This is a genomic window from Alteromonas sp. BMJM2 (genome assembly GCF_027257845.1).
Lineage (GTDB): Bacteria > Pseudomonadota > Gammaproteobacteria > Enterobacterales > Alteromonadaceae > Alteromonas.
This window is the reverse complement of sequence record NZ_JAPVOT010000004.1, coordinates 113568-131878: the sequence shown is the minus strand read 5'-3', so window position 1 is coordinate 131878 and position 18311 is coordinate 113568. Positions and strand designations below refer to the sequence as shown.

Below are 18311 nucleotides of genomic sequence, written 5' to 3'. Positions count from 1 at the left end.
AAGGATAACTGCTATGACTACAACGCGAGTGGAAAAAGATAGTATGGGCGAATTAAACGTTCCTCATGAGGCGCTGTATGGCGCGCAAACACAGCGTGCTATTAATAACTTTCCCGTTAGCGGTCAGCGGTTACCCGAGCCTTTTATCCGCGCCCTCATCACCGTTAAAAAAGCAGCCGCGTTAGCCAATATGAAGCTTGAGGCCCTCGACGAATCAAGAGGGAAGGCAATTGTAAGTGCCTGCAATGAGCTACTTCATAGTGATGATGTTATGGTGCATTTCCCAGTTGATATTTTTCAAACGGGCTCGGGAACCAGTTCCAACATGAACGCCAACGAAGTGATAGCCAACGTGGCGAATCGCTATTTGAAAGAGACTATTCACCCAAACGAGACTATTCACCCACATGAGACTATTCATCCTAACGATCATGTCAATTATGGGCAAAGCTCGAATGATGTTATACCCACCACTATTCATGTTAGTGCGGCCTTAGAATTAGAAAAACGTCTCATTCCCGCTGTTGAAACACTGATTGCGCAAATAGAAGAAAAAGCAGAGTCGGTCTCACAGTACTGTAAAACAGGTCGCACACACTTAATGGATGCCATGCCAATAAGAATGGATCAAAGCTTACTATCATGGTCGGCGCAGCTTAAACAGCAGGTAAATACACTTCGCTCCCATCAACCTGCGATTCAATCTATTGCCCAAGGCGGCACTGCCGTGGGTACAGGCATCAATGCCCATCCAGATTTCGCCGCTACATTTGCAGATACCATCAGCGAGTTAACAGCGCTAAAATTTACCCCGGCAGAAAATTTTTTTGCTGTTATTGGCTCTCAAGATACCGCGGTTAGCTTGTCAGGCGCAGTAAAATCTCTTGCCGTCACCATGATGAAAATTTCCAATGATTTACGCTGGATGAATTCAGGACCTCTTGCCGGTTTGGGAGAAATAGCGCTAGAAGCATTACAGCCAGGCTCTTCAATTATGCCGGGAAAAGTTAACCCGGTTATACCTGAAGCTGTTGCCATGGCGAGTGCGCAGGTTATTGGTAACGACGGGGCAATAACCGTTGGCGGTCAGTCTGGTAATTTCGAGCTCAATGTTATGCTGCCGATGATAGCGAGCAACTTACTTTCCTCTATCACCTTAATGACAAACAGCGCTTCGCTTATTGGCGAAAAGGCGATTAAAACATTTTCTGTCAATAAGGAGGCTTTGGAGGAAGTACTTTATCGAAATCCGGTGTTAGTAACCGCATTAAACCCGGTTATTGGGTACGCTAAAGCGGCCGAAATAGCGAAGGTGGCCTACAAAGAAAACAAGCCTATTTTGGAGGTGGCAGAAGCGATGACGGATATACCGAAAGACGAGCTGACTGCATTGCTCGACCCCAAAAACCTAACGTCAAACCGTTAGTGAAATAATTGACATATTGGGCAATCGGGCTACTCGCAGCCTAACAAAATAGGGTCTTTGTAATTGTTTTTGCAAGTATTTCCCATAAGGTTTTTCTTATCGATTTTATTTATTGAAGGCTGCCCTTCGATGCAATTGCTCAGTCTTTTGCTTTTATTTGCATTTATTGGCTATTAAGTAGACGTTTATGGGAATGATGTTCGCTTTATAGTTGCTGTAAAGGGGATTTTTGATACAGTTAACACACAAATGTGACGCAGCGTTTTACGGCCTTTACAGCCTGCGTCCTATAAGTCTTTCGGGAAAAATAAATGACAGCAACGTGCTTTCGCATGAAGGGTACTACGCTCACCAGCATAGTACTGGAAGTAATCGACTTTGAGCCAGATGCATTTGCATCGCAATTGGAGAGTAAAGTCGCCAGTGCACCTCAATTTTTTACGCGTTCCTCGGTTATTATACATCTAATGAAACCGCTCTCTGCAACAGAGTTTGAGCTGCTTATAGCACTTTGTCGACGTGTGCAGTTGCAACCAATGGCAGTTAAGGGCGAAGTGGGAACACTAAAGGCCGTTATTAACGATCTTGGACTTGCTGATGTTAGTCAAAGTAAGTTCAGTGACAGCGAAGTTAATGCGCCTGCGGGTAATTCTTCATCACAAGAAGTTGCAGACGGCAAAAAACCAAATTCACACTTGAAGGTTAACTATCAAGCGCCGAAACCCGAGTCGACGCCTGCCGTCGCTACTTTAAAACCGGCAAAAGTCATCATGCGCCCTGTGCGCTCAGGCCAGCAAGTTTATGCTGAAGGCAGTGACTTGGTGGTAACTGCATCCGTAAGTGAAGGGGCTGAATTATTGGCCGATGGAAATATTCACGTTTACGGCACGTTGCGAGGCCGGGCCCTTGCGGGTGTTAAAGGAAATAGTAGTGCACGAGTTTTCTGCCAATCTCTGGATGCAGAGCTCGTTTCAATTGCAGGGCAGTTTATCATGCACGACACTGTGAAAGGCGAATGCTGGAAAAAACCTGCTCAAATATATTTAGAAGAAGATACATTACGCATAGAGGCGTTGGTTTAACGGTTTGTGCGCGTACAAAGGGAAAAATAATAAATGGCTAAGATTATAGTAGTAACGTCGGGCAAAGGCGGTGTGGGTAAAACTACATCAAGTGCAGCAATAAGCACAGGTTTGGCATTGGCAGGTCACAAAACCGTGGTTATCGACTTCGATGTAGGCTTGAGAAATCTCGACCTTATTATGGGGTGTGAGCGTCGCGTGGTCTATGACTTCGTTAACGTGATTAACAAAGAGGCGTCTCTTAAGCAGGCTCTTATTAAAGATAAGCGAACCAGTAACTTGTTTATTTTGCCCGCATCGCAAACGAGAGACAAAGACGCTCTCACTATCGAAGGTGTACAGGCCGTTCTTGACGAACTTAAAGAAAGTTTTGATTTTATTATTTGTGATTCTCCCGCAGGTATAGAGCAAGGCGCTCAGATGGCGCTATACTTTGCTGATGAGGCTATTGTGGTGACTAACCCTGAAGTGTCATCAGTACGAGACTCAGACCGTATTCTTGGTATTTTGCAAAGCAAATCCATGCGTGCAGAGCAAGGCAAAGCAGTAAAAGAGCATTTACTGCTCACTCGCTATAACCCAGCTCGAGTAGAAACAGCAGAAATGCTGAGCGTTGCAGATGTAGAGGAAATCTTAGCTATTCCGCTATTGGGGGTAATACCAGAGTCAGAGTCTGTGCTTAAAGCATCTAACCAAGGCCAGCCTGTTATTCTTGATGAAGAAGCCAATGCAGGGCAAGCCTATACCGATGCCGTAAAACGCCTGCTTGGCGAAACTGTTGAACATCGTTTCCTTGATGCTGAGAAAAAAGGATTCTTCAAGCGTCTACTAGGAGGTAAGTAATGGGCATTTTTGATTTACTAAAGAAGAAGCAAAAGCCAAGCACAGCGGCGGTTGCAAAAGAGCGCTTACAGATTATTGTGGCTCATGAGCGCAGAAAGCGCACTGAACCAGATTATTTGCCGATGATGCAGCAAGAGATTATCCAAGTTATTCGCAAATACGTGGCAATAGCAGACGATCAAGTGTCTGTACAGTTAGATAACAACGATGACTGCAGTGTATTAGAGCTAAACGTCACTTTGCCAGAATAGTCATAAGAGCCCCGGCCTCTTTATACAGAGTCTCTTTTTACAAGCTCACTGCTCGTTGCAGACCCCATACTAATTGATAGGGCCTCTTTTGAGGCCCTTTGCTTTCCTAAACGTTATACTCCACTTTGATGTTTTATGCTGTTTTGTTGCACACAACGCTTTCGAATTGTGTTGCATCACTGTAGTTCAACTACACTGAGTAGTTCCCAGGTCAATACGCGTAAAGTCGTCGTCATATTTTGATTGATGATAAGGAAACAGTTCAAAGTACATGGTGTGCAGAGTTTTACTTTACTGACGAAGACCTTGCCAACTTTGAATCAGAAGATACGTCTTTACCATTTGCAAAACGTAAAAAGTACTATCGAATAAACAATGAATCTATTCGTTTTTTTAAGAATGCTCCAGGCAAAATGTGGAGTGGCGGTTTTCGAGACAATACACCGAGTTGGGTAACATCATTAGGAAAAACAGCGTCTGTACTTATGCGATTCTCAGAGCGTTCTCCTAAACAAATCCGGCTTAAAGCTAACTCAGATCCTAGATGTGAAAATATACTAGATAGTGACAAGGGCCTATCGTTATTACCTCTGAAAAAGGCTAAAGGGCTGAGTGTTTATAGCAATAATAGTGAGTTCATTTTGCATAACACCACGCGTTTAATTTGTTATGTAAAAGCGTTTTTACTAACAGCAAAGAGACTGACGAAGCAAATCCAGTCGAAGTTTCAAGTTCGTCTCAAGAAAACTAACCTACAATCGACAACGCTGTAAAGAAGCATCCCATGTCAGTTCAAGAAGTAAAAAAGCACCATACTATTATGATTGTTGACGATGATGCTCTTTTTAGAGCTACCTTAGTGGGTATGCTGTCAAATTGTTACACGTGCATCGAAACTAGCTCTGGTAGAGAGGTAGTGGAATATTGTCGCAAGTATGGCCAACCAGACCTTATTTTGATGGATTACAACATGCCAGTTGTTGACGGTGTCACGGTAGCGAAAAGACTGAAGCAAACATTTAATTCTACTATTGCTCCCATTGTTTTTTTAACAGGCCACACAGATGCTGATCGTCAAACGGAGTGCTGGCATGCTGGCGCGTGTGACTTCATATCAAAGCCAGTGGTGGCAGAGGTATTAAAACTTCGTATAGAGCACCAAATAAATATCAAAGAACGTGAGCGGTTTCTTGAGAAACTGTCTTGCACCGATTCGCTTACAGGGCTTTACAACCGACAATACGTTAAACAGCACGTACCTGACTTGGTGAGAGCATTAAATAGAGAACACCGCTCTATGTCTATGCTGATGATTGATATCGACGATTTCAAAAAGTTCAACGATGGTTATGGGCATGTGGAGGGTGATAACGCCTTAAAACAGGTAGCTAGGGCCCTAAAAAGCATAACTAAGCGCCCAACTGACTGTGTCATACGTTTTGGCGGGGAAGAGTTTGTTGTGCTTCTGCCAAGAACAAATTTAGATGGTGCCAAAATGCTCACCAAAAAAATGTCAGTAGCCGTGGAAAGGCTGGGTATCACTAATCGCCATTCTACTTACGGCAAAGTCACGGTGAGTATTGGCGTGGCGAGTTCGAAAGAGCATGCATCTTTAGATTTTATTGAGACCATGAAAAAAGCCGATAAGGCGATGTATAAAGCCAAAAAGTCTGGAAAAAACAATGTTGTTGCAGACGATATTCCTGGGAATGAAAGTTTTCGATATGCAATGGTAGGGGAAAAACTGAAGGCGGTGTAAGGTCGTGCAGCGCTTCACCTCTGTGAAATTTTCAAAAGCAAACTAAGATATATGGGATTTTTCACATATATACGCTACTTTTTAGATAGAAAGTTTCGTAACAGGAATACAAGTTAGATGTCACTTAAAAGCATAATAAATTTTAATGAAAAAACTAAGGATAGTCATTATTCAGTTTCCGACGACGTTTGGACGATTCTGAGCGTAGAAGATGATGTTAACTATCAGAAATCTATCGAACTTAGTTTAGATGGATTAGAAGTTGACGGGAAAGGCATTGAGGTACTTACAGCAAACTCTGCAGTAGAGGCCGCAGCAGTACTTTCGTCTGTTAGCGATATAAGCGTTATTTTGCTAGACGTAGTGATGGAAAGTGACGATGCAGGGCTGCGGGTTGTCGATACCATTCGAAACGTCATTGGCGACGATAATGTCAGAATAGTGTTGGTGACAGGCCAGCCAGGTGTTAATGCGCCTCGTCAATCCCTAATGAAACAGTATGATATAGACGACTACTGGACGAAAACCGACCTCACTGAAGAAAAACTGCGCTCGGTTGTAATAAGCAACATACGAACATGGCATTCGCTTAGTGAGCTAAATAGAGCCAAACGTGGCTTACAAATGATTGTTGATGCTTCTCGTGTAATTACCTCAAAACTTGACGTTGAAGGGTTTTCAAAAACAGTATTACAAGAAGTGGGAAAAATTGTCGGTGTGCCACACAGCGGCGGTATTGCCTGTTTGGTTTCATCAGAGCTCCAGCCTTTAGAAACTAATGAAGTGGTTGCCGCAACAGGGTCGTTCTCTCTCTCTAGAATGAAAGTCCTTCAGGATTTGTTATCTTGTGATAGTCATCCTATTTCAATTGAAAAAATGACCAAGTTATTAAATACAGCCAGGGATGAAAAGCGACATATATTTGGTAAAGAGTTATCGGTTCTGTACTTTTCTACAAAGGATATCGATAGGCGAAGCTATCTTATGCTTGTGGAGTCTCCGAACTCCCTGAATGAACAGCACGTTGCCCTTTTGAGGGTGTTTTGCGAAAACGTGAAAACGGGATTTGCTAATCTCGCACTTCTCAACAAACTGTCAAAGTTGGCCTATTACGACAGCGAATTAAACATACCAAATAGAAATTGGTTGGTTCGAGAGATAACCCAATCTAATGATTTTATGCTAGCTAATCTAGATATGGTTATTATCAATATCGCTAATTTTTCAGAAGCGACAGTAATGTTAGGTTCTAGCCACACAGAACTTATGGTTAGAGCACGTTATGAAAATATAAGAGCTCATTACAAACACGCGAAAGAAATATGCAGAATTTCTCATAATCAGCTGGCCATTCTGTTTTCTAGAATTAACACCCCTTCAGAGGACGAATTAAAGTCACTGACAGAACAATCGATTAATGTAGATGGCATTAATCACACTGTGGTGGCCACAGTGTGCGTTGCGGAATTAAAAAGCATAATCGGTTATTCGGCATCGGACATGATTACTCTCGTTGAGATGGCGCTTATTGATGGCCTAGAGCGCGGCAAGGCGGTGGTGAAATACAGCCCAAGCTTTACAAGCGATATAGCGGTGCGACACGAGATATTGCAGGACTTATATAGTGCACTAAGAATGGAAGACGCTTTCAACATTGCACTACAGCCAAAAGTGAATATGTGCTCAGGAGAGCTGGTAGGCGCCGAAGCGTTATTGAGATGGACTAAGCCAGATGGCTCGGTTGTCCCTCCATCGTTGTTTATTCCTATTGCTGAAGCATCGGGGATAATGAACAAAATAGACTCAATGGTTATGGAGAAAACCATTAATACTATAAAGCGGCTTTGTAGTATTGGTATCAATATGCCTATTTCATTCAACGTAACCTGTAGTGATATAACCACCACTGACTTTATTGAAAAGCTGGTTGGCCTTTTGAGCGCTTCTGGCATCGAGCCATCTTTACTAGAAGTTGAAATTACTGAAAGCCAGGCCATGGAAGACTATGAAGAGGTTAATCCAGTACTTCAAAAACTCTTATCAATGGGAGTAAAAGTAAGCGTGGATGATTTTGGCACGGGCTACTCTTCTTTAGCACACATTGCTGATTTGGCAGTCTCTACACTTAAAGTAGATAAAAGCTTCGTTTCAAAATTATCAAATGATAAGTGTTCTGAAGCAGGCCTTGCGGTTTGTGAAATGGTATTTCGTCTAGCTAATCGTTTTAATTTTAACATCATTGCAGAAGGTGTAGAAACGGAAGAAGAAAAGGAGAAGCTTATTGAGTGTGGTTATGAGTTTGCGCAAGGCTATTTATTTGCCAAACCAATGCCGATTGAAGATTTTGAAGCATTGTGTAAAAAGAGCGCATAAACGTGCAGATTAAAACGCTCTTACTCATTGTAAAACAGCCTAGCGCAATGGTTTCGATTGCGCTTACTTTGATTGCATCAATGTCTATCGGTGTTGCTGTTTTTCATTATGTACAAGATAGTGAGTATGTTGAGATAAACGCAGCGCACAATGTGCTACTAAGCCAGGCTAATCAGATTTTCAACGCGCGAGTGGGAGATATAGAAAATAGCACCAGGCTACTTAACGCTCACTTCGAATACGCTCTTAAAAGTGCCGACATCACAAATGCAGCAGGTGCACTTGCCGAGATAGGCCTTACTCTTCCATCAATCTCCCAAATTAGGTGGATTGATAATTCAGGTGACGAAACCTTACGGATAAATTTCAAAAACGGTACTGCACAGCGAGTTTCTGATGAGCAGCTCCAAAACAAAAGCGCTCGATACTTCGTTAAAAGTGCGTTTAGCTCGAGTCCGGGTAAAGTATCGTTATCCGATATTGATTTGAATGTTGAACGCGGGCAGATAGAGAGACCTTTCGTTCCTACCGTAAGAAGTATTATCAACTTTAATGAACATCCTAATGGGAAGGGGTTATTTGTCGTTAATTTTCAGCTCAACGATATGCTAGAAGAACTAAAAGCACTTAGCTCAAACTCGCATGAGCTATTAGTTGCCAAAGACAACGGTAGTTGGCTGCTTCACACCAATTCGACAGTGGAATGGGGGGCAGAATTAGAAAGCGGACACTTAGCAATGAATACCGTACCTTTACTGTGGCGTAAGCTCAACAATGAACGCTCTGTTTCACTTGTTAAAGGAAGCGAGGGTGACATGTATAGTGCGCGAAGAATATCCCACGATGTTAAAGATAGCTTTGCTGATGAGTCGCTAATCTTTTTTGTCCGCACACACCGAGATTTTTATCAGCAGAAGTTTTACAACGCGTTGGCTCTTGCTGTGTTGTTATCCGTGTTTTCAGCCATAGTATCCTTGGCCTTTTTACTTAGGGACAAGTTAAGGGAGATGCAGTTAAGTGTGTTGGCCAGTAGATTGGAAGAGGAAAAGCAGTCTCTTTTAAAAGCCCTTGAAGAACAGAGAATACTGCAAGACGAATTACTTGAGTCAGAAAAAATGGCTTCACTTGGAATGCTGGTGTCGGGGATGGCTCATGAACTGAATACGCCTATAGGTGGAGCACTAATGATGGTCAGCAGCGTTCAGCGGCGTGCAGATGAACTCGAACAATTGATTCCTAACGAGCTGACTTTAGAAAAGCTGCATAGACACATTAAACACAACAAAGAAGCCTGCGAATTAGCGCTCTCAAATTTAAATCGCAGTGCAGATTTAATTAAACGGTTCAAACGGGTGTCCGTTGACCGAGGAAGTGAAGATATTGTGCAATTTTCACTTGAAAAATTAGTCACCGACCTTTGCATCTCTGTAAAGCCGCTATTAAAAGAAAAGAAAGTGGAGATATTGCTGGATTCAGATGATGATATTACCTTGCAGAGCTATCCGGGCGTTCTGTCGCAAGTACTACAAAATTTTGTTGTTAATAGCATAGAACATGGTTTTCAAAAGCAATCAAATAATAAGGTTGTCATATCATTTCGAATCGATGGAGATAGTGCTGTTGTGACTTACACTGATAATGGCTCTGGTATATCTGAGGATATTGCACCCAAGATTTTCGATCCATTTGTCACGTCCGCGAGGGCGTCGGGTAATACAGGTCTAGGCTTACACTTAGTATATCAATGGGTAACGGGAATGCTTAAGGGAAAAATAAGTGTGGCTTCACGAGAAGGAGAAACCACGTTTACTATCACAATGCCAATTGCACTTGAGGTGAACGACGAAAAAGCATGATTAAACTCACGTTATTTGCCGTAAATACTGATGTATTAGATACTAAGGCGTAGTAAAATGTATGAAAAGTAATTAACGTTAGGGGTAAATATGTCAGTCGAAACGGCGTTGCCAATAGAGTTTTCTGATGCGGCGGCACATAAAGTAAAGACGCTGATTACCGAAGAAGAGAATACAGAGCTTAAGTTGCGTGTTTACGTTACCGGTGGCGGGTGCTCAGGGTTTCAGTATGGTTTCACTTTCGATGAGAAAGTCAATGAAGGCGATATGACCATTGAGAAAGACAGCGTAACATTGGTTGTTGACCCAATGAGCTTACAGTATTTAGTAGGCGGTGTTGTCGATTATGTTGATGGCTTGGAAGGCTCTCGATTTTTAGTTCAAAACCCCAATGCAACCACCACTTGCGGTTGCGGTGCTAGCTTCAGCGTTTAAGGTCGCCCACTTTAAACCCAGTAACGGGCAGATATAGTTTCTTTCATTTTATATCTGCCTAATTAGCCCTCTTTTTTTGTTCCTCATTTTCTCCCTTTTCATAGAGGCAGCTTTGTGTCTACACTATGGTTTGACCATAGCTATGGAAGGACGCAATTGTGAAACTATATGGCTCCACAACATCTCCGTATGGCATAACAGTTCGCATAGATAGTTACCCACTCAGCGAGACTTAAAATGTTCGCAATCGCGGCGTGTTATCTCAGACTTGGCTTCACTATAAAGCCGCTAGCACTGCTAATAGCCCTTCATAAAATCGAGTTTATAGCGTAGTGGTTGATGGTTGATGTAGCGCTCGGCATTGTCTAAAAAAACCTGTGCGACATCTTCAGCTTGAGACTCTGCCGCGGTGTGCGCAGTTACCGTTATTTTTGGGTGATGCCAAAATGGGTGAGTAGCTGGCAATGGTTCATGGTCAAAAACATCTAAAACAGCGTGAGCCAGCCGGTTTTCGTCTAACGCATGAATTAATGCGTCATCGTCTATAGCGCTTCCTCGCCCTGCATTGATTAAAATAGAATGGGGCTTTAAATGGTCAAAGAAGCGTTTAGAGAGAAGCTGCTGGGTGTGCGAGGTGTCCGGCATTAGATTAACAACGTGATCGACATTCTCGGCAAATTGGGTAATTTGCGAAGGCATATACATGGCGTCTGCACCGTCGACTGGCTGAGCGCTTCTCGACACGCCAATCACTTTCATTCCAAAACTATGCGCTACAGGTATAAGTGCACGACCAATATTACCTAAACCAATAATACCCAGTGTTAACCCGTTAAGTGGAAAGCGCGTCTCGGCATGCCACACCGGTGGCTCAGCGTTTTGATTCGCGGCAAATGCGGGTATGTTTCGCGCAAAATGCAGTAAGTAGGCAAACACATACTCACGCATTAATTCTCCAAATACGCCTTTTAGCCCCGTTAATTCATAGTCAGTTTTCTTAAGGTTGAGAAGCGGAGCATTACCAGCCCAAGTAGATTGGCACCATTTCAAATGCTGGCAGCGCGGAATAACACTTGCCGCTAGATTGGGATCTGCAAGCAGCACTTCGATATTATCGCAATTGATATTGTCTGGGTTATCGGTAGCGATACAAATATCAATATTCTGAAAAAGTGGTGAAGGTAGCGCCGTTTTATCGCGGATCGACTCGGCAATTTGCTCTGCCTCGTTGCTTAAAATGACGACCTTTAATGGTTTTTGAGCGCTTTCATTCATTCAGATTTTACTCTTAAGTAAACTTTTCTTTCCTAGTGCATGTTCATCTATCGCACGTCTTTTTGTTCTCAAATTGTAAATATCGTTTTAAGTTTTAGTTAATGGCCTGCTTTTTAGCTTAGCCAACAGCCCTAATCCAATTTCACTATTTTAATGGAACTATCATGCAGTCGGATAATACTCACAATCATTCTATCTCGGTTGAACACGCTAAAGTACTTTCACCTAAACGCAATACCACTGAGGCCAATACCACAGAGGATTTAGTTAGCGAACAGCTAAGCCATTTTGGCATCGACGCGTCTAGCGATTACGGCAAGGCCCTAGCCCAAACTGCTCATCACCTTTACGGCGCCCAATCTAGTGTAATGGAGTTGTGGAATATTACTACCAACACACTACAAACTCTGGATAAAGAAGACAGGGTCGCCTATTTTAATGCTAAGAAGTTTTTATCTTTTCAAATTGCTAAGGTACTAGATACATTACAAAACCCGTTTCGCGCCACTTATCAAAGTTTGTCTAGTGGCAATGGTTCTCAAGGTCACTACCCGATGTTTGATAACGTTACTGCACTATTTTCAGCCACGCCAGTGGTAGTGAGAACGGCAACGTACGTGTATGCCTGCACCGAGTGGGTAGACGATGCATTTCAAGGCAAAGAGTTTACTCACCAAATATATTCTCGCTTACTCAACCCAACCAATATTTCCCTGGCGAATGCCATTGTGGACATGGAGGCTGGACCTTATGCATCACAATATCTTGCTTGGAATTTCAATTCAGGGATGGCAGCAATCGATGCCATGTTGTCGAATGTATTAAGTCATGGCGACGTGTTAATTGTGTCTAGAAATGTGTATGGGGGCGTTTATCAGCTTCTTCACGATTTCTTCGCCAGAGAAAATAGGATGGATATTCAAATTGCTTGGTTCGACGGATATGACAAAGCGAGCTTTGCAGATTTTATGGCACACACCAAGCACCAGCACGCTGAGCGTTTAAATAATGGCGCTTCATTGCATGTTTATATGGAGTCTCCGTGTAACCCCCATGGCTATGTTCTTGATGTGCCTGGTATCAGTGAGCTTGCTCATGCTGAAGGTGCGCTGGTCATGCTTGATTCTACGCTTGCCACGCCAGTACTGCATCAGCCGCTGCAGCATAAAAATAAAGCCGCACGACCAGACTATGTTGTCCACAGCTATACCAAGGACTTGTGTGGCAGTGGTGCAACAACTGCGGGTGTGGTGATAGGGGAAGGCCACCGCATGTTTCAGCCTAAGGGAAGCAGTGTAGATGGTGTAGATTGGTCGCAAACCATGTTCTGGGACGTGTATTACATCAAGGGCGCTTTCCTAGACTCTGAAAAAGCGTTTGATGTATTAAATGGCATGAAAACGTTAGAACAGCGAATGATGACAAAGGTTATCAATACACAAGTGTTTACGACATTTTTAAACTCTCATCCTCTCATTAGAGTGAATTGTCATGGACTGGCAGAGCACGACAATGCAGGGCTTAGGGAAAAACAGCATGCTCATGGCTGGCCGTGCACGCTATTTACTATCGATATGGCGCCCGCTGGTTTAGCGAGAGACGTATTTACTCGCTTTTTCGATGCCTTAGAGCCTGCTTTTAGTCATCAGGTGAGTATTGGTCAGAACAACACTATTGTGCTTTGCCCTGCGTTAACCTCGCATTCTGAGTTAAGCAAAGACGAGCAATCAAAAGCCGGAATTGAGCTTACTACTATGCGCATTGCGATGGGCCTTGATAACGTAAAGCAGATCATCGCGCATTTCATACTGGCTTCTCGTCATTTCATTGATGCCAGCACGCCAGGGTTTAGTCATCAATTTATGGACAATGAGGCAATTGATGCGCTGTATTTAGCGGTAAGCGAAAGAGTCTGCGCACAGCATTTTGGCAGTAAGCCTAGTATGAAGTCGCTTATGGGTGAGTGAGTTTGACCTTATGCAACTTGTAATATGTATGTCGTAATATGACATATGCAGAGCTGGACTGACGTCGCCACGATAGTGCTACTAGCAAGTTATCGTGGAATCACAGAAGTGGCGGCGCTCACTCATTGAGGCTTTACCACGAATGGAAATGGGTAGGCGAAAGTGAGGGTTAAAGATTTAAGCATTTAAAGATGCTGGTCGATAACCCCAGTAAGAGAAAAGCAAAACCCTTAACGCTTACGCCAGATGTTTAGGGGATTAAAAATAAATGACAAAGGCCATTTCATGTACCAATTCACCATAGACGTCACTTTCAACGCGCCGCTACCTTTTATCTATGCGTCGTTTCATGAAGTTGAGTACCTCTCACAGTGGTTTGCTCCTGGAAGCTGCTCGGTTACTCAGGTAATGAACGACTTTAAAGAGGGCGGCAGATACCGCATTAAAATGATGGAGCCTTCCGGAGTCGAAATGTCGCTAACCGGGGAGTACGTTACCCTGTTAGCTAACGAGCAATTAGTATTCTCTTGGGCTTGGGAAGATGACTTAGAAGATTCTGTCATGACTTCAGTGAATATTCACTTTACAGAAGATGATGAAGGTCACGTTAACATGGTATTGGAGCAAAGCGGCTTTGTGAATAAAGAAGAATGCCAGCAACATGAGCATGCATGGATGTCATGCTTAGAAAAATTGGCCGTGTTGGCGAGTAAACAAAAGGCGCTAAGCTAAAGTTGCATGCCCCAGAGCTACACCAAATTACACGCTAATAAAAAACGCCTAATCGTTGTTAAACGAATAGGCGTTTTGTGTTTATTAGTAACGCTTACTTAATTCTGCGCTTATTGCTTCGTAATTCGTACTTAGGCTGTGGTTAAGCAAACCCTATTACGTTAACGACGACATAGCGTCTTTACCGCTAGATTCGCGATAGGTTTCGTAATCGGTGTAGCCTTCTTCATCGCCGCCATACCATGTAGATGGATCATCAAACGGGGTTAGCGGGTAGTTGTGCTTAAAACGCGTCACAAGGTCTGGATTGGTTATCCAAGGTCTGCCAAAAGCAATCATGTCACCGTCGCCATCGCTAATGCGCTTTTCTGCTTCTTCTTTCGTGTATCCGCAGTTACCAATAATTATACCGTCAAACAGCGCTCTAAATTCTGCAAGAGTCATTGGCTCGCCACGTTCATGGAAACCAAAAGCCAGTCCGTCCATTACATGCAAATAACCAACTTTCAGCTTGTTAAGTTGCTGTGCTACGTACGTAAAGGTTTCTCTGTAGTCGTCGGCGCCCATGTCGTTGAACACACCATTAGGCGATAAACGCACGCCAACATCTTCTGCAGGCCAAATGCTTAGCACTGCTTCCATAACTTCAGAAAGAAATCGATAGCGATTTTCCAAGCTACCGCCATAATTGTCGTCACGCTGATTACTGCGGCTATCTAAAAATTGATTAAGCAGGTAACCATTGGCTGCATGAACTTCGATACCATCAAAACCAGCGGCTTTTGCATTTATCGCCGCTTTTTTGAAATCTTCTACGGTACGCTTGATGTCATCAGTGGTCATGGCGCGGGGCACTTCGTAAGGCTTTTTACCCTTAGGGGTATGAATTTCGTCGCCTTCAATTTTGATAGCCGATGCTGAAACAGGTAGCTCGCCATCGTGAAAGTCGCTGTGCGAAGCGCGACCTGTGTGCCATAGCTGTAACACAATTTTTCCGCCTGCTTGGTGCACGCGATCTGTTATTGAACGCCAGCCTTCTACCATTTCATCGTTATAAATACCGGGAGCATTAACCCAGCCCACACCTTCTGGAGAAATTGACGTGGCTTCAGAAATGATAAGTCCTGCATCTGCACGCTGTACGTATTGATCGCCCATGATTTTATTCGGAATGCTTTCGTTGCCAGCGCGTCCGCGGGTCATTGGTGCAAGCACCATTCTGTTCTGTAATGTTTTTCCTGCCCACTCTATGGGTTGGAATAATGCTGAATCTGTCATTAAGTGTCCTTTATGGTTTCTACTTTAGTCGTAGTGAATACATAAGTGGATGTAACTTGGATTGATTCAATAGGCGATATTAGTGCGAAATTATATATTAAAGATGTTTTGAGTCTTTAAAGGCTCGCTTTGTAACTGAGGAAACCGGTGAAATGTTCGTATTGATGCAAAATCAGCACGCTAGTTCTTTTTGTAAAGCGCTCCAAGAACAGCAGCTCTGCTTGCTCCGGTAACCTGCGGCACATTACCTGTAATATCATGAAGGTAAGCAAACGCTAGCCACGCAAATGCGGCACCTTCAACGTGCTGAGGGTGAATACCCACATGGTCAGAAGTGAGTACGGTATAGCTCGATGGCTGGCTAGAAAAGTTAGGGAGTGAACTAGCAGCCAAGTTAGCAGCCAAGTGAGAAGAAGATTCAGTAGGTGCCTTGCAAGCTAAGTCGGAAGCTAACTGATTCATTAATACGCTATTAAAAGTGCCGCCGCCACAAACAATCACTTCAATATCGCTCTGTTCAACAGAGCTCCCTTTATGGTTTGTGTGCCGAGTGTTCACTACTTGATGTATCTCTTTGGAAATAGTGTTAGCCGTGAGTTGCAGCAAAGTGGCTTGAATATCGACGGGGCGAAAAGCATTGTCTTTACTGCTCTCGTCAATATGCCCCGTTCTCTCGGAGAAAAAGGATGATAAATAATTACTTAGCCAGTCAATATTAAAATACTCTCTTCCCGTGCTCTTAGGAAAAGGCGAGGAAAAATATCTATCGCTTAGCATGTGATCTAACAGCGACTGATTTACGCACCCTTGGGCTGCCCAGCTACCGTTACTGTCATAGGCCTCGTTCAAGTGCAGTCGTATCCAATTGTCCATCAGTGTATTGCCTGGCCCTGTATCAAAGCCTAAAGGTGGAAGTTGCTGATAAGCGGGTGGAACAACAGTAATATTGGCAATGCCGCCAATATTAACCAGTATCCGGTATTTTGAAGGATGGGCGAATACCGCATTATGGTAGGCCGGCACAAGAGGAGCACCTTGACCTCCAAGGGCAATATCTTTTTTCCTAAAATCGGCCACCACATCGATTCCGGTGAGTACGGCAAGGGTATTGGCATCGCCAATTTGACAGGTAAACGTACGCAAGTTGCCTTTGCTAAAGCTCAATGAAAGCACGTTACGGTCTGGGTGGTGCCTTATGGTTTGTCCGTGGGAGCCGATTGCTGTGATATCGCTAGCCGCTAGGTTTTCTTGTGCCAGCAAGGCCTGCACAGCGTTGGCAAATACCTCGGCGACTAACCTGTCGGCTACCGCTAAGGTATTGAGTTCATTGCTGCCCTCTGTGCATAACGCATTTAAGGCGCTAAGTAATTCATCGGGATAGGAAAGAGAGTAAGCGGCAAGCGTTTGGCATTTGAAACCAAAAGCATCATTGGAAATATCACAAAGGACGGCGTCTACGCCGTCCATACTCGTCCCTGACATCAATCCAATGTATTTAGCCATTTATAGATTTATCGCATTGCAAGCATGATGCGCTTGTTATTATCCAGTTGCTGTTGTCTTACCGACGCAATTTCCATAAATCGTGCTTTCTCTTCTTTTGCAATGGGAAGTGCTTTAGGTAACTGAACCGTTCGTGGATTTCGGTGCACGCCATCCACTAAAAACTCATAATGAACGTGAGGGCCTGAAGCAAGGCCTGTGCTTCCTAAATAACCCACTGTTTGTCCCTGTTTGACAGTATCGCCAACTTTTACCGCACGCTTTCTAAAGTGTAGGTATTTTGTGGTGTACTTTTCACCGTGCTTAATAAACACGTGGTGACCGTTGTACTTATCGTAAGCCGATTTGACTACTTTGCCATCGCCTGCTGCCATAACTGGCGTCCCCACTTTCGCCACATAGTCGGTGCCTCTGTGAGCCTTCCATCGTTTTTGTACCGGATGAAAACGGGCTTTAGAAAAGTTAGAGCTAACATATCGAAAGTTAATAGGCGCACGCAAAAAGCTCTTGCGCATGCTGCGGCCTTCAGGCGTATAGTATCGGCCATCTTCGTGCAAAATAGCGCTAAATTGCTCGCCTTGGTTCGTAAATTCAGCGGCAACGATATCGCCATAGCCAACAAATTCACCGTCGATGTACTGCTCTTCAAATACTACGTTGAAAGTATCTCCGGCGCGTATTTCTAACGCAAAATCGATGTCCCAACCAAAGATCCCCGCAAGGTTCATAATTTGGTTGTTACTCATCCCCGCATCGCGAGCTGCGTTCCAAAAGCTTGACGTAATTTCGCCTTGAGCAAAGTTATAGCGAATATCTACGGTGCGTTTTTCAATTTCTGCAACTAATTCGTCTGAATTACCGCCAGTGTGCTCATTAGCAACGTGCGATGTATCGCGATGAACCAGCAGCGTTTCAGTTGCTGATAAGGCATATTTTAGTTCGCTAAAACGACCTTCGCGATCAGCTTTAAATGACAGTTCGTCGCCGGGGAGTAAAGTCACTAAGGTTTTCGCTAACTCTCCCGCATTGGTAACGTTGTAAACGTCTCGCGCCGTAAAACCCGCGCGTTTAAAAATTTTTGCTAACGTGTCACCACTTCTTACCTTGTAAGTCTGCCAGGGCGATTCTTCTTCACCAATGAAAACGTCGGAAGACGAGGTAAGTTGAAGTGCAACAGGGTAGCGTATGCCTGCATCAAGCGATAATGCCTCCTGATGGCGACTCGCTTCTACGGGCTCTGATGGTAAAAGGATAAGCGCACCTAAGAACATACTGGCTATTGCGAGGCTTGTTCTGTGCTGCTTTGGTAACTTTTTAATCAAATTGACAGCTTTAGAAGTGTCTATTTTTTTCGCCATTTCTTTTCTCATTTCTTTTCTCTTTCTACTGCATTTTTAGAGAAATACTGCTTACATAGTACTATCCATCAAATACTATGTCACATAGGTTGCTTAAAAAAACAGCTTTTCTTACTGTTTATAAAGTAAAGGCCGCTATTTTTATGTGTGTTCAGCGCCGTGTAGTAGGCCAC

15 protein-coding genes are annotated in these 18311 nt (G+C 43.6%); 11 read left to right on the top strand and 4 right to left on the bottom strand.

All coding sequences use genetic code 11. The features are described 5' to 3' along the window. The first annotated feature begins 13 nt into the window (after nt 1-13). From O9X84_RS06655 to erpA, 9 genes are all read left to right on the top strand, one after another. The gene (locus tag O9X84_RS06655) at nt 14-1426 is read left to right on the top strand and encodes a class II fumarate hydratase (protein ID WP_269518875.1); all 1413 of its coding nucleotides are present in this window, start codon (nt 14-16) and stop codon (nt 1424-1426) included. 311 nt (nt 1427-1737) lie between these two features. Further along, nucleotides 1738-2508: a septum site-determining protein MinC gene (gene minC / locus O9X84_RS06650; protein WP_269518874.1), complete on the top strand. Its 771-nt coding sequence runs from the start codon at nt 1738-1740 to the stop codon at nt 2506-2508. 33 nt (nt 2509-2541) lie between these two features. Continuing rightward, nucleotides 2542-3351, top strand: coding sequence for a septum site-determining protein MinD (gene minD / locus O9X84_RS06645; protein WP_071980489.1), 810 nt, complete (start codon nt 2542-2544; stop codon nt 3349-3351). Further along, a complete protein-coding gene (minE, locus tag O9X84_RS06640) occupies nt 3351-3602 on the top strand; it encodes a cell division topological specificity factor MinE (RefSeq protein WP_032097356.1) in 252 nt (83 codons plus the stop codon). Before minD ends, minE begins: the two co-directional genes overlap by 1 nt. A gap of 239 nt (nt 3603-3841) precedes the next feature. Then, on the top strand, nt 3842-4375 hold the full coding sequence (locus tag O9X84_RS06635; RefSeq protein WP_269518873.1) for a hypothetical protein: 534 nt from the start codon (nt 3842-3844) through the stop codon (nt 4373-4375). A gap of 11 nt (nt 4376-4386) precedes the next feature. After that, a complete protein-coding gene (locus O9X84_RS06630; RefSeq protein WP_269518872.1) occupies nt 4387-5361 on the top strand; it encodes a GGDEF domain-containing response regulator in 975 nt (324 codons plus the stop codon). A 117-nt stretch (nt 5362-5478) separates the two neighbouring features. Further along, nucleotides 5479-7734, top strand: a complete 2256-nt coding sequence (locus tag O9X84_RS06625; protein WP_269518871.1) for an EAL domain-containing response regulator — start codon at nt 5479-5481, stop codon at nt 7732-7734. Nucleotides 7735-7736: 2 nt separating this feature from the next. Continuing rightward, nucleotides 7737-9590, top strand: coding sequence for a sensor histidine kinase (locus O9X84_RS06620; RefSeq protein WP_269518870.1), 1854 nt, complete (start codon nt 7737-7739; stop codon nt 9588-9590). Nucleotides 9591-9680: 90 nt separating this feature from the next. Further along, a complete protein-coding gene (erpA, locus tag O9X84_RS06615) occupies nt 9681-10025 on the top strand; it encodes an iron-sulfur cluster insertion protein ErpA (RefSeq protein WP_269518869.1) in 345 nt (114 codons plus the stop codon). Between the two features lie 297 nt (nt 10026-10322). On the opposite strand, the gene O9X84_RS06610 is transcribed toward erpA, so the two are convergent. Further along, complete coding sequence (locus O9X84_RS06610) at nt 10323-11300, bottom strand: D-2-hydroxyacid dehydrogenase (RefSeq protein ID WP_269518868.1); 978 nt, start codon at nt 11298-11300, stop codon at nt 10323-10325. A gap of 164 nt (nt 11301-11464) precedes the next feature. Between O9X84_RS06610 and O9X84_RS06605 the strand changes: the two genes are divergently transcribed. Together O9X84_RS06605 and O9X84_RS06600 are read left to right on the top strand one after the other, a co-directional pair. Continuing rightward, nucleotides 11465-13267: a trans-sulfuration enzyme family protein gene (locus tag O9X84_RS06605; RefSeq protein ID WP_269518867.1), complete on the top strand. Its 1803-nt coding sequence runs from the start codon at nt 11465-11467 to the stop codon at nt 13265-13267. A gap of 285 nt (nt 13268-13552) precedes the next feature. After that, a complete protein-coding gene (locus O9X84_RS06600; protein WP_269518865.1) occupies nt 13553-13999 on the top strand; it encodes an SRPBCC family protein in 447 nt (148 codons plus the stop codon). Nucleotides 14000-14155: 156 nt separating this feature from the next. Here the strand turns inward: O9X84_RS06600 and O9X84_RS06595 are convergent, their stop codons facing one another. From O9X84_RS06595 to O9X84_RS06585, 3 genes are all read right to left on the bottom strand, one after another. Further along, entirely contained in the window at nt 14156-15277 is a 1122-nt protein-coding gene (locus O9X84_RS06595; protein WP_269518864.1) for an alkene reductase, read from the bottom strand. A gap of 180 nt (nt 15278-15457) precedes the next feature. Then, nucleotides 15458-16780 carry an anhydro-N-acetylmuramic acid kinase gene (locus O9X84_RS06590; RefSeq protein WP_269518863.1) on the bottom strand — a complete coding sequence of 441 codons (1323 nt, stop codon included), beginning with the start codon at nt 16778-16780 and terminating at the stop codon, nt 15458-15460. An 8-nt stretch (nt 16781-16788) separates the two neighbouring features. Then, a complete protein-coding gene (locus O9X84_RS06585) occupies nt 16789-18138 on the bottom strand; it encodes an OapA family protein (RefSeq protein ID WP_269518982.1) in 1350 nt (449 codons plus the stop codon). Nucleotides 18139-18311 lie beyond the last annotated feature (173 nt).